The 12,691-nt window shown below is 67.7% G+C and carries 12 protein-coding genes; 5 read left to right on the top strand and 7 right to left on the bottom strand.

Annotation, left to right across the window (positions count from 1 at the left end):
- The first annotated feature begins 34 nt into the window (after positions 1-34).
- The 4 genes from UK23_RS36455 to UK23_RS36440 all read left to right on the top strand — a co-directional run bounded on the left by UK23_RS36455 (position 35) and on the right by UK23_RS36440 (position 3,415).
- Positions 35-271, top strand: a complete 237-nt coding sequence (locus UK23_RS36455; protein ID WP_045316316.1) for a hypothetical protein — start codon at positions 35-37, stop codon at positions 269-271.
- A 42-nt stretch (positions 272-313) separates the two neighbouring features.
- A complete protein-coding gene (locus UK23_RS36450) occupies positions 314-1,000 on the top strand; it encodes a hypothetical protein (protein ID WP_045316315.1) in 687 nt (228 codons plus the stop codon).
- Between the two features lie 314 nt (positions 1,001-1,314).
- On the top strand, positions 1,315-3,126 hold the full coding sequence (locus UK23_RS36445) for a phosphoenolpyruvate carboxykinase (GTP) (protein WP_045316314.1): 1,812 nt from the start codon (positions 1,315-1,317) through the stop codon (positions 3,124-3,126).
- Between the two features lie 73 nt (positions 3,127-3,199).
- The gene (locus tag UK23_RS36440) at positions 3,200-3,415 is read left to right on the top strand and encodes a hypothetical protein (RefSeq protein WP_045316313.1); all 216 of its coding nucleotides are present in this window, start codon (positions 3,200-3,202) and stop codon (positions 3,413-3,415) included.
- A gap of 294 nt (positions 3,416-3,709) precedes the next feature.
- On the opposite strand, the gene UK23_RS36435 is transcribed toward UK23_RS36440, so the two are convergent.
- From UK23_RS36435 to UK23_RS36415, 5 genes are all read right to left on the bottom strand, one after another.
- Positions 3,710-4,552, bottom strand: coding sequence for a septum formation family protein (locus UK23_RS36435; RefSeq protein ID WP_045316312.1), 843 nt, complete (start codon positions 4,550-4,552; stop codon positions 3,710-3,712).
- Positions 4,549-5,790: a hypothetical protein gene (locus UK23_RS54205; RefSeq protein ID WP_156213652.1), complete on the bottom strand. Its 1,242-nt coding sequence runs from the start codon at positions 5,788-5,790 to the stop codon at positions 4,549-4,551. The genes UK23_RS36435 and UK23_RS54205 overlap by 4 nt, the downstream gene beginning before the upstream one ends.
- A gap of 71 nt (positions 5,791-5,861) precedes the next feature.
- Complete coding sequence (gene mctP, locus UK23_RS36425) at positions 5,862-7,496, bottom strand: monocarboxylate uptake permease MctP (protein ID WP_045316310.1); 1,635 nt, start codon at positions 7,494-7,496, stop codon at positions 5,862-5,864.
- Positions 7,496-7,762 (bottom strand): DUF3311 domain-containing protein, encoded by a 267-nt coding sequence (locus tag UK23_RS36420; RefSeq protein WP_045316309.1) that lies wholly within the window; start codon positions 7,760-7,762, stop codon positions 7,496-7,498. Before UK23_RS36420 ends, mctP begins: the two co-directional genes overlap by 1 nt.
- Positions 7,763-7,861: 99 nt before the next feature.
- A complete protein-coding gene (locus UK23_RS36415) occupies positions 7,862-8,554 on the bottom strand; it encodes a GntR family transcriptional regulator (protein ID WP_045316308.1) in 693 nt (230 codons plus the stop codon).
- Positions 8,555-8,651: 97 nt separating this feature from the next.
- Here UK23_RS36415 and UK23_RS36410 point away from each other — a divergent pair, with 97 nt between their 5' ends.
- On the top strand, positions 8,652-9,431 hold the full coding sequence (locus UK23_RS36410; RefSeq protein WP_196778055.1) for a LamB/YcsF family protein: 780 nt from the start codon (positions 8,652-8,654) through the stop codon (positions 9,429-9,431).
- Between the two features lie 75 nt (positions 9,432-9,506).
- Here the strand turns inward: UK23_RS36410 and UK23_RS36405 are convergent, their stop codons facing one another.
- Entirely contained in the window at positions 9,507-10,397 is an 891-nt protein-coding gene (locus UK23_RS36405; protein WP_045316306.1) for an ROK family protein, read from the bottom strand.
- An 11-nt stretch (positions 10,398-10,408) separates the two neighbouring features.
- A complete protein-coding gene (locus UK23_RS36400; RefSeq protein ID WP_045316305.1) occupies positions 10,409-12,577 on the bottom strand; it encodes an NEW3 domain-containing protein in 2,169 nt (722 codons plus the stop codon).
- Between the last annotated feature and the right edge of the window lie 114 nt (positions 12,578-12,691).

The following is a 12,691-nucleotide window of genomic DNA, read 5'->3' as shown; positions in this document are numbered from 1 at the left end:
TCGGGCGACCTGGGGTGAAGATGAGGTTTCGACCATGGGCGTCAAGCGCGAATGGCTTCTTCACTGCAGCGACAGCTACGCGGACCGAGCGGTCTGCGAGGTCAGCGTGAGTGCCGGAGCGGTGGAGATAACCGGCCCCGACGGCCCGGCGTTCACCCTCGAAGGCGGTGAGATCGCGCAGTTCCGCGCGGCCCTCGACGCCGCCATCGGCCAGAGCGAGATCGACCTCCGAGCGGGTCACACGGTTGGCGGGGGAACCGAATCGGCATAACGTGGGTCATACCGGTACATGAGCAGTAGGAGGTGTGTCCCGGTGTACATCGACGAGAACGGTGCGGCCGACGCCGAGCTGAAGGTCACCGTCGAGGATGAGGAGTACACCGCCGACGTCACCTTCGACCTCGACCACGACGGCACGAACGACTCCGCCGTGGTCGAGACCGATGACGGTGGTCACCTCGCGTTCACCGACACGAACGGCGACGGCGACGCCGATCTGATGAGCACGTTCGACAAGGACGGCAATCTCCTGAGCCAGGCTCGGTTCGAGGAGAATTCCGGCGAGTGGGTTGCCGTCGACCCGAACGACTCAACGCAACAAAAGACGAATTCCGCGCCTCAGCAGACGATTGTCGTGCACACCGACGAAGGCGATCGAAAGGTCGGCCAGGCGACCGAGGACACCGACGGCGACGGCAAGGCCGACACCGCGGTGGTCAAAGACGACGACGGTGACTCCTGGCTGTTCACCGACAAGAACGGTGACGGGCGGGCCGACGTGGCGACCGAGATCACACGATCGGGCGAGGTCACGATGTCGGAACACCGCGGTGACGACTGGGTCGAGGTCGAGCACGGGCACATCGAGTCCGACGGCCGGTACGTGACCGACTCGAAGAGCGGCATTCTGGACGACTCGGACGACTGGTTCGAGGAAGAACGGTTCGAGGGCGTCGTCCGAATCGATTCGACCACCGGGCAGTGGATCAGCCCGAACTAGCTGGTAACGAAACGCAGGTCACAGGCCCCGGTGTGGTGAGAACCGCACCGGGGCCTCTTGTGTTTTTCCCACCTCAAGCGCGCCTTAACGCCGTCCGAGTGCTGAATCGATTCCAGAATCGGTTTTGTGAGGGAAGCGACAGGCTGGGGGTGCTTTACCTGCCATTCACCGGGCTAACCTCGATCCATCCCCTTCCACGCACGCCCGGCCCCACCGGGCGTCTGGAGCTATTCCCGAGGACGACGAAGTCCCCACACCGGACGACCCCACGCGTCCTCGGGCAGCCGAGGCGTTCAGTCAGGAGACGAGACGAGATGACGGCAGTGACCATTCCCGGTCTCGAACACGCACCGACCAACCACGCGCGCTTGCTCGCATGGGTTCAGGAAGTCGCTGAGCTGACCTGCCCCGATGAGGTTGTTTGGGCGGACGGGTCCCAGGGTGAATGGGACCGTCTGACGCAGAAGCTCGTCGACGCCGGCACCTTCAAGCCCCTGAAGAAGAAGCAGAACTCCTTCTGGGCCGCCTCGGACCCGAGCGACGTCGCGCGCGTGGAGGAGCGGACCTACATCTGTTCCGTGCGCGAGGAGGACGCGGGCGCGACGAACAACTGGATGGACCCTTCCGAGATGAAGGCCATCATGACCGAGCTCTACCGGGGCTGCATGCGTGGTCGCACGATGTACGTGATCCCGTTCTGCATGGGCCCGCTCGACGCGGAGAAGCCGATGCTGGGCGTCGAGATCACGGACTCGGAGTACGTCGTCGTCTCGATGCACATCATGACCCGCATGGGCACCAAGGCCCTCGCCGTCTTCGGTGACGACGCGGACTTCGTGCCCGCGCTGCACTCGCTCGGCGCGCCGCTCGAGCCCGGCCAGCAGGACGTCCAGTGGCCGTGCAACGACACCAAGTACATCTCGCACTTCCCGGAGACCCGCGAGATCTGGAGCTTCGGCTCCGGCTACGGCGGCAACGCCCTGCTCGGCAAGAAGTGCTACTCCCTGCGCATCGCGAGCGTCATGGCGCGCGACGAGGGCTGGCTCGCCGAGCACATGCTGATCCTCAAGCTCACCTCGCCGGAGAACAAGGCGTACTACATCGCGGCCGCGTTCCCGTCGGCCTGCGGCAAGACCAACCTCGCGATGCTCGAGCCGACCATCCCCGGCTGGAAGGTCGAGACGCTCGGCGACGACATCGCGTGGATGCGCTTCGGTGAGGACGGCCGCCTCTACGCGGTGAACCCGGAGAACGGCTTCTTCGGCGTCGCGCCCGGCACCGACTACCACACCAACCCGAACGCGATGCGCACCATCGCCAAGGGCAACTCGCTGTTCACGAACGTCGCGCTGACCGACGACGGCGACGTCTGGTGGGAGGGCATGGGCGAGCCCCCGGCCCACCTCACCTCGTGGAAGCACCAGGACTGGACGCCGGACAGCGAGGAGCTCAGCTCGCACCCGAACTCCCGTTACTGCACGCCGATCGAGCAGTGCGACATCAAGGCGCCGGAGTGGGACGACCCCAAGGGCGTGCCGATCTCGGCGATCTTCTTCGGTGGCCGTCGCGCCACGACGATCCCGCTGGTGACCGAGTCGCGCGACTGGCAGCACGGCACCTACATGGGTGCCACGCTGTCGTCCGAGACCACGGCCGCCGCGGTCGGCAAGACCGGCGTCGTGCGCCGCGACCCGATGGCCATGCTGCCGTTCATCGGCTACAACGCCGGTGACTACTTCCAGCACTGGGTCGACCTCGGCAAGCGCGCCGACGCCGACAAGCTGCCGAAGATCTTCTACGTCAACTGGTTCCGCCGCGGCGAGGACAAGCGCTTCCTGTGGCCCGGATTCGGCGAGAACTCGCGCGTCCTGAAGTGGGCCATCGAGCGCCTCGAGGGCAAGGCCGCCGCTGTCGAGACACCGATCGGTTACGTGCCGACCGCCGACGACCTGGACCTCGAGGGTCTGGACGCGTCGCATGAGGACATCGAGGCCGCGCTGGAGTTCAACGCCGACGAGTGGCGTGCCGAGATCCCGCTGGTCGAGGAGTGGTTCGCGAAGATCGGCGAGAAGGTGCCGACCACGCTGCGCGACCAGCTGGAGGCCCTGAAGCAGCGCCTGGGCTGAGTCCCTGGTGTTTTGTGGTGACCCACCGGTCAACGGCGACCGGTGGGTCACCTTTTGAGGTACTACTAGTGGTGTGACGCAGGACGAGGACTTCCTCGGCGGACTCCACTTCGACGGATCCAAGCGCGATGTCGTGGTCGGCCCCACGACCGGCATCGTGCGCTACTACCCGGTGTCGTCCACCCCGCTGCCGGGGCGCACGCCGTGGTGGCGCTACACGCTCGTGTTCGTCCTCGGTTTGGCCATCGGTACCGCCGCCGGTGTGGTCCTGTGCAGCAATTTTCTCTGAGTCAGCGCAGCTCACCGTCCATTTGAGACGAAGTTGTCCACAGGTGTGGACGGCTCTGTGCACATGTTGTGGATAGCTGTGGACAGCCCTGGGGACTGCTCAGCCAGTTCTCCACAACTTCTGAAAATGGTCTTGAAGCAGGAATGAACCTGCCCCTCTCCGGGAACGTCTTAGTTGTGTGATGGCGATCACAAAGATCGTCAACGGAGGAGAGGGAGGTGTGCCGTGGGGATCGCAGGAATCGCGATGCTGGTGCTGTCCCTGGCCGCCGTGCTGATGGTCGTGGTCGCCGGATCAGTTCGGGAGCGGGTTGTCGCGGATGCCGAGGAGCATGCCGTTGAAGGTCCGGTTGGCCTCCGCGTAGCAGATGGCGTAAGTCCAACCCTCTGACCAGCCCTGGGATCCGGGCATGCGCCACGCCGGGAAGACGTCCGTGCGCTTGTCCGAGCCCACGTAGTCCTGCACGGCCTTGGTGCACTTGTCCTTGGCGATGGCGCTCATCTGTTCCTTGGACGGCGTGGGGTCGCTGAACTTGCCCAGCGGCACGATTCCGCCAGGCACGGCTTCGGCCATGTGCGCACCGTTGCACGCCACGGGCTTCACGTCCGGGTCCTTGGAGGGCGAGCCGCCGAGGCAGATCTGGTACGTGTTGAAGGCGGACCCCTTCAGGATCGCCTTCAGGGTTCCCTTGCGGGGCAGCGCTTTTCCGTCGGGGGTGAGCTCGACGACGGTGCACAGGCGCCACCGGTCGCCCTTCTTCCAGCTCGCCTCGTTCGGCCAGAACGCCCACACCTGCAGGCGGGTGGCGCCGGCGTCCGCGCTGCCCAGGTAGTCGTTGATCGCGCCGTAGCACGGCGGCAGCGCGGTCTTGCGCAGCGTCTGCGTGTCCGGGTAGGTCGACGGGAGGCCGGTCATCTCGCCGACGTTCATGACCTCGGCGTCGTGGCTCGCGGCGCAGTCGACCGGCTTGAGCTCCGAGGAGTTCATGCACTGCCCCACTTTCGGCAGCGTCGGTGCGTCCGCGGCGGCGGTGGACGGCATCGGGCCCGGGATGGCCTGACCACCAATGTGGATGGCACAGGCGCTCAAAGCCACCGAGCTCAGGATGATTGCCACCGCCAGCCGCACACGATTCACACCACAGAGACTAGGGCCTTGACCTGATCGGCGATGTCCCGACGCTGTTTTTCGAACGCCGAGTCGGTCAGCGCGGCCGGGTCGGCCGGCTGTCCGAGCACCGGCGTGTGGAGGTGTCCGCCGAGGACATTCGTTGCGCCGTAACCGATTCGCACGCGATTGGCCCGGTACATGCTCTCATTGGAGAGGTAGTTCCCGCCGCCACCGAGAGCCGCGACACGGCCCGGCGTCGGGTCGTCGGTGCGGCAGTCCTGCTGCGAGCCGACGATCACCCACTCGCAGAAGCTGCGGTTGAGCACCACCGGGAACGGGCCGGTGCCCGCGTCGATCATCTTCTGGAACGGCAGTGACGTCTCGATGAACTCGTTCGACGGCTGCGGCCACCCGCCGGCGTCGGGGACGCTGCCGTACGAGCCGACGTTGTTGTTGTCCGCCGATCCGCCTCGCCAGCGCGCCGCCCACCGCTCGATGTCGAACTTGCCGGGCCTGCCCTGGCTGATCGTCACGAACGCGTCCGGCTTCTGCTGCAGCGCGGAACCGTAGAACTGCTCGACGATCCCCTCGTCGAACCCGCCCCACAGCACCGGGAGCACCGCCGCCTGCAACACGACCTTGCCCTGCGGGGTGGTGATCTCACGGCCGTCGAGCTGCAGCGCCGCCGCGCCGGCCGGGTTGGCCCGCCGCACGTTGGTCCCGGTGAGCTGGAACGGGTCGAAGCCGGTCACCGCGATCTTGCGGACACCTGGCTTCGACGGGAACGCCGAGTCGCTCAGCCCGCGCGAGGCCCAGTCGAACTGCTGGATCAGCGCAGCGCGGTCGTGCACCGACAGCGCGAACCGCGGCTTCCACTGGCGCAGTGCGGTGGAGAGCTGCAGGCGGGCCCAGTAGAGCGGGCGGTCGTCGTAAGCGTCGTGCGCCAACGGTTTCGTGCTCTGCGCACGGGCGACAGCGGCCTTCCACAGCGCGTTGCCCTCGCGTTCGGCGAACTGCTGGGCCTGCTTCAGCACGACCTGCCGGCAGAGCTTCGAGGTGAACTCGCTGACGCGGCCGTCGAACCCGGCGAGTTTCACGAGCGCGGGGCCGACGGCGGGACCACCGGGCACGAGCGTGTCGTCGAGCCGCTGTTGTTCGACGGTGAGCGGGACGTTGGTGTCGTAGCAGCTGGTGTCCTGGGCGTGGGCGACACCCGGCACGACCGCGAGCCCTGCCGCGATCACGAGTCCGGCGATGATTTTCACGGCATCCATCTCAACGGAAAAGGGCCACCCGCCGAAACCGACGGGTGGCCCATACCGTTGACGGACGCGTCTCAGTGGGCGGCGACCGGCTTGACCCTCGGGCTGTCCTCGTCGACGTGGTAGTCGGACGGGTCGGTCTGGTCCGTGCCGTTGAAGACCTTGGCCTTCTTGGCGATCAGCGTGACGATCACCGCGACCAGCAGGTTGACCGCCAGCGCGACGATGCCGACGTAGATCTGCACGGCGGAGTTGCCGAACGGGTGCCAGCCGAACAGCGACAGCTTGCCCAGCGGCAGTGCGGAGCCGGCGAAGTGCTGCTTGCCGACGTTCGGGTTGGCGATGTTGTAGAGCAGCCACATGCCGTAGCCCATGCCGAAGATCCAGCCCGCGACCAGGCCGTAGACGTGGAACCAGCGCGTGTACAGCGCGATCGCGACTGCCGGCAGCGTCTGCAGGATCATGACGCCACCGATGAGCTGCAGGTCGATGGAGAACTGCGGGTCGACGAACACGATGAACGCGACGGCGCCGAACTTCACGACCAGCGAGGCGAGCTTGGCCTGCTTGGCCTCCTCCGCCGGGGTGGCGTGCTTCTTGATGTACTCCTTGTAGACGTTGCGCGTCCACAGGTTCGCCGCCGCGATCGACATGATCGCCGCCGGCACCAGCGCGCCGATGCCGATGGCCGCGAACGCGATACCCGCGAACCAGCTCGGGAAGTTGTGCCCGAAGAGCTCAGGCACGATCGTGTTCGTGTCGGGACGGCCGGTCGCCTGGTTGACGATCGGCTTGGTGCCCGCGCTGATCGCGACATAGCCCAGCAGCGCCAGCAGGCCGAGCACCAGCGAGTAGGCCGGCAGCGCGACCATGTTGCGCTTGATGACGTTGCGACCGCGGCTGGCCAGGATGCCGGTCAGCGAGTGCGGGTAGATGAACAGCGCCAGCGCACTGCCCAGTGCCAGCGTGGCGTACTGCAGCTGGTTGGTGCCGGTGAGCAGGACACCGTCGGTCTTGACCGGCGTCGCGTCGAACTTGGCCTGGGCGTCGTTGAAGATCTCGCCCCAGCCACCGAACTTCGAGGGCAGGTAGACGATCGCCACCAGGATGACGATGTAGATCAGGATGTCCTTGACGAACGCGATCAGCGCCGGCGCCCGCAGACCCGACTGGTAGGTGTAGAGCGCCAGGATCACGAACGCGATGAACAGCGGCAGGTGGCCGAGGATGCCGGAGCCGTTCAAGCCCATGCTGCGCAGCACCGCTTCGAGGCCCACCAGCTGCAGCGCGATGTACGGCATGGTCGCGACGATGCCGGTGATCGCGATCAGCAGCGCGAGCCAGTGCGAACCGTAGCGGCCCTTCACGAAGTCCGCGGGCGTGACGTACCCGTGCACGCGGCTGACAGACCACATACGCACCAGCGGCAGGAACACGATCGGGTACAGGATCACCGTGTACGGCAGCGCGAAAAAGCCAGTCGCTCCCGCGCCGAACATGAGTGCCGGTACCGCCACGAACGTGTACGCGGTGTAGAGGTCGCCACCGACCAGGAACCACGTGATCCAGCTGCCGAACTTCCGGCCGCCGAGACCCCACTCGTCGAGGTGCTCGAGAGTGTCGCCCTTCTGCCACTTGGCCGCCACGAAGCCCATGACCGTGACGAGCAGGAAGAGGACGCTGAAAACGATCAGCTCGGTCCACTGCATCAGTTCGCTCCCTCGTCCAGGTCGTCGACGCCCAGCTTGTCCGGCTTACCTGTGACGACGGGCTTGTCCTTGGTCTTCATGTAGACGAGACCCACGCAGAGCACGCCGAGCGGCACGAACGCGAACTGGTACCAGTAGAAGAACGGCAGCCCGAAGAGGCGAGGCTCGTCCTGGTTGAACCACGGCGTGATGAGCATGAGCAGCGGAACTATCAGCAGCAGGTTCCAGTTGCTCCAGCGCAAGCCGGTCTTGTGATCCGACGGCATGGTGGCCCTCCGTGTACGCGGTGTTGCGCGGATGTTAGGCCTGATGAGACGTGTCGTCAGCTCCGAGATCGGAATCGTTGCACTCTGCTTAACAGTCCCTTAGGACTGCTCGGCCTCCAGGCGCCCGACCAGGTCCTCTTCGGCGGCGTCGAAGTACTGCGCGAGTTGCTCGACGGCCTGCTGGGTGTCGCCATCGTTCAACAGTTCAACAATCCTGCGATTCCACGGCACGTACGTCTGGTAGAAGTCGTTGATCTCCTGCGCGACCCGGAAGGCGAGCATCAGCTCGGCGAAGAGCCGGTCCGACTCGTCGCTCAGCCGGGTGCTGCCCGCGAGCCCGACGATGCCGCGGTGGAACTGGATGTTCGCCTGGCCTGCCCTGGTCCAGTCGTTCTTCTCCGCCCTGGCCACGGCTTGGCGGACGGGCGTCCGCACGGCCTCGCGCTGGGCCTCGGTGACGTCGTTCCACAGCCTGAGGGAGCCGCACTCGATCACCCGGCGGGCGGCGTAGAGGTCGCGCACGTCGTCGCCGGTCGGCCTGCGGACGAACACCCCGCGGCTGTGCTCGTGGACCAGGAGGCGGTCGCGGGTGAGGAGCCGGAACGCTTCCCGCAGCGTGTTGCGGCTGACTCCCAGCGCGCCGCCGATGGCCTCCTCGCTGAGTCGCAGGCCGGGTGCCAGTTCGCCGTCGAGCACCCGCTCGCGCAGCATGTCCGCGACCTTCTGCGCGGTGCTCGCGCGCTCCAGGTCGGCCTTGCCCTGCGCCAGCGTCGACACCCACGTCTCGGTCACCTGCCAAGTCTATTTGCAGGATCGTTCGATTGCAGTATCGTCAAATCGTTCAACAATCCTACGATCCAACAAAACGCGCGTGCATCGGAGGGTGGCCATGGACCTGAACGCGGATCTCGGTGAGGGCTTCGGCCACTGGACGCTGGGCGACGACCGAGCGCTCTTGTCCGTCGTGACCAGCGCAAACGTCGCGTGCGGCTACCACGCGGGCGACGCCGACACGATGCGCTCGGTGTGCGCGCTCGCCGCCTCGGCCGGCGTCGCGGTGGGTGCGCACGTCGGGTATCGGGACCTGGCCGGGTTCGGGCGCCGGTTCATCGACGTTGCTCCGGACACGCTGACCAACGAGGTGCTGGCCCAGCTGGGGGCGTTGTCGGCGTTCGCACGTGCGGCCGGCACTCGGGTGTCCTACGTGAAGCCGCACGGCGCGCTCTACAACGCGCTGGTTCGGCATGAGGCTCAGGCGGACGCGGTGGTCGATGCGGTGCGGTTGTTCGATCCCGCGCTCGCGGTGCTCGGACCGCCCGGTGCGGTGTGGCTCAAGCGCGCCTCGGTGGCCGGGCTGCGGGTGTGGCACGAGGCCTTCGCGGACCGCGCCTACACCTCTGCCGGAACGTTGGTTCCGCGAGGCGAGCCCGGTGCTGTGCTGCGGGATCCGGCTGAGATCGCGGCTCGTTGCGTGCAGCTCGCGACTGAAGGCTGGGTGCGCAGCGTCAGCGGGCGGCCGGTGCGCATCCAGGCTGACTCGATCTGCGTGCACGGCGACACTCCGAACGCCGTGGAGATCGCCCGTGCGGTCCGAGCGTCCCTGGAATCGGCCGGCGTGGCCGTGGGGCGGGTGGAATCACCGCTGCGGCACACACGCCAAGCAGTCTGAAGAAACTGTCGGACCTCGTCGGTACGTTGAATCGCGGGGGATCCCAGCGCCAGGGGGACCCCTGCGCGAGCCTGCTCAGCGGACCAGGGCCGCTGCACCCACCAGCCCGGCTTCTCCACCCAGCTCGGCCGCCCGGACCTCCAGCCCGCCCAGGTAGGACAGTCCGGCGTGGGTCTTCAAGGCGCGCCGGACCGGCTCGAACAGCAGCTCACCGGCTTGGGCCACCCCGCCACCGATCACCGCCAGGTCCAGGTCGCACACCGCGGCGGCACCGGCGATGGCCATCCCGACGGCCTGGCCGGCGCGGTCGAAGGCCTCCAGCGGAATCTCCTCGCCGGCCAGAGCCGCAGCGGCCAGCAGAGCGGCATCCGCGTCGTCCGGCGCCTGCCAACCAGCACGCCGAGCCCACGCGACCATCCGAGGCCCGCCGGCGACGGTCTCGACGCACCCGCGGCCGCCGCAGGTGCAGAGGTCGCCGTCGGGCTCGACCACGACGTGGCCGATGTGGCCCGCGTTGCCGGTCCGCCCGCCGAAGGGGCGCCCGTCGAACACCAGGCCGCCGCCGACGCCGGTCGAGACGACCAGGCCGATCATGAACGTGCTGCCCTGCCCGGCGCCGCGCCAGTGCTCGCCCAGCGCCATGCACACGCCGTCCCCTGCCAGTTCCACGGGCACGCCGGGGAACAACGAGGAAACCGAAGACCGCAGCGGGAAGGCCTGCCACGACGGCACGTTGATCGGAGACACCGTGCCCGACACGGCGTCCACCGGACCGGCCGAGGCGATCCCGACACCCGAGACGGCCGAATCCTGGACCACCGACGACACCACGGACACGACGGCGTCCCACGGGTCGACGGCGGGAGTGGGCACCCTCGACGACCGCACCACAGAGCCTGAGGGGTCGACCAGGGCGGCAGCGATCTTGGTGCCGCCGAAGTCCAGTGCCAGCACCAGATCAGTCACGGTGATCCATGCTAACCGGCGATTTCCAGCCGGATCGCGGGCGTGGTCCGCACCAGCTCACCCGCCGCCACCCGGACGACCGCCGACCACGAGCCAGCGGAAGCCCACTGAGGCGCGGAGACCGTGAAGTCGAGCGCCAAACGTCCCTGACCAGGCAACACACCGCCGATGCAGAACGGGCCGGCAAGCTCCCACGTCTCGCGCGGCGACAACAACCGCGCCTGCACCGGCAGGTCGCCGTGCGCGCCGGAAGCCAGCACCACCCGCAACGGAGCCGAAGAACCGGGAGCCACTGACACGACCGAAGGTGACGCGGCCACCCACAGCACCTCGACCGGATCCTCGGCGTCCCACTCCGGCACGGTCAGCAGTACCACGTCGTAGACCTCGAACGGCAGCCCTTCCAGCACCGCCCGCACCGGATAGCAGCCGGGCGTGCGCGGCGCCGTCAACCGCACCTCCGCCGCCACGTACCCACCGGCAGACAGCGATACGGGCAGTGAGTCCCAGGACGCCGACCAGCCGTCGGGCAGCACCAGTCGGACGGCGCCCTCGAACTCCGGACCGTCCGACACCGCGACCACCCGCAGCCGGGTCGGGCTGAGCACCTCCAGGTGCACGTTCGCGACCAGTCCGCCCAGAGGTGCCGGTTCGTGCAGCCAGTAGCGCGCGAACACCGGTGTCACGGCAGGCGAAACCGGGCCCAGAGGTGGGCCCGCCACCGACAACCGCGAGGCCACGGCGGGCAACGAGCCGGCGGCAGGCGAGCGCGAGCCCAGCACGCCGACCAGCGCGGAAGGTCCCAGGTGGTCGACCTCGTGCCACAACGTGAAGGTCGAGGAGCCGACCATCTTCTCGCCGACCTCGCTGTGCCAGACGGACACCGGGCCGGTCAGCGGAGGGGCCTCCAGTGCCGGACCGTCGACGGCGACGAGAGAAGCGATCGGGTCGTACGACAAGACGTGGTGAGTGGAGGCGATCTCCGTGCCGAAGCCGCGTTTCCACCCGTGGTCGACGTCATCGGGAACCAACGAGTAGGTCCGCCAACCCACGGCGGGCACGTCACGGGCCAGGAACGTCACGGTGGTCCCGTCGACCAACGTCGGCAGAACCGAGCCGTCGTGCGCGACATGCACGTTGCGAGCTGTGGGCAGGTGCACGGACACGACATCGGTGCACGGTGCGTCGGACGGGTTCCAGACGACGACCGACGAGTCCACAGTGGACGTCAAAGCGGAAAGCGAACGGGCGACGACGTCCGATCGCAGGTCGAAAGCCTCACGAGGATGCGAGGCAGCAGCACGGGCAAGCGCGGCAGCCGGATAGGCCGCCCCGGTCAGCCGGGAAGCGTGCGAAGCGAACACGGCGGCAGGCGACTCGTCGGCAGGAGCAGCAGGCACAGGCACGGAGCCGCGCACGTAGTAGTCACGCGGCAACGAGCAGATGACCCGTGGCCAGGTGTAGCGCGCGGGCCAGTCGTGGTGGATCGCGGTCATCCACGGCGAGGGCGCCGAGCGCTCGGGTCCGACCGGCAGCATCACGTGCTGCGACGAAGTAGCGGACCTCAGCGCCAGGAACGACGAGTAGACCGCCCGCTCAGCCTCGCCCAGCGAGGAAGCCGGCAGGGAAACCCCGGCGGGCAACGAGGACAGCAGCGGCTCCACACCGACCACATTGGACGGTGAGCCGACGACCTCGACTCGGCCCTCGGAGATCAACCGCAGCAGCAACGACCGGTGCTGGGGGAACGTGTCCCAGTAAGGCTGCAGCAGCTCAACGGAAGTCACCGCGAACCGGTACGCGGGATCGGTCAGCGCCAGGTCCAGATGCGCCCGCAGCACCGGGAACGGCGCATCCCCCGCAACGTGCCCGACGAGATGCACCGTCCACCCCGGCGAGCCCACGACCAGCGAGAACGAGCAGGAATCCTCGCCGGCACCGGACCGCACCACCGCGACAGCAGGCACCACGGCGCCTGCGGAGTGCTCGGACACGTCGACCGCGACCTCGTAGCCGAATGGCCCCAGCAGCGCGGATCCGCCGTGCCGCGGCGAGTGCAGGCCGGGACCGGAGACGTGCGCGTACACCGGTCCCGCCAACGTAGGCGAGGTCACCCGCACCACCTGCAGCAGTGCGGTCCGAGGCCCGACGAAGAGCTCGGTGGACTCGGCGGCGATCACCGAACGATCGCACCATCGTTCATCACCGGACGAAATACCCCGATGGTGGCGAGTCCTAGCGCTGCGGCCGCCAACCTTCACCGCGTCTTCGGTGCTCAGCAGGGCGCCTCGCGG

The sequence above is a fragment of the Lentzea aerocolonigenes genome (assembly GCF_000955955.1).
Taxonomy (GTDB): Bacteria; Actinomycetota; Actinomycetes; order Mycobacteriales; family Pseudonocardiaceae; genus Lentzea; species Lentzea aerocolonigenes_A.
This window is presented reverse-complemented; position numbering and strand designations above follow the sequence as displayed.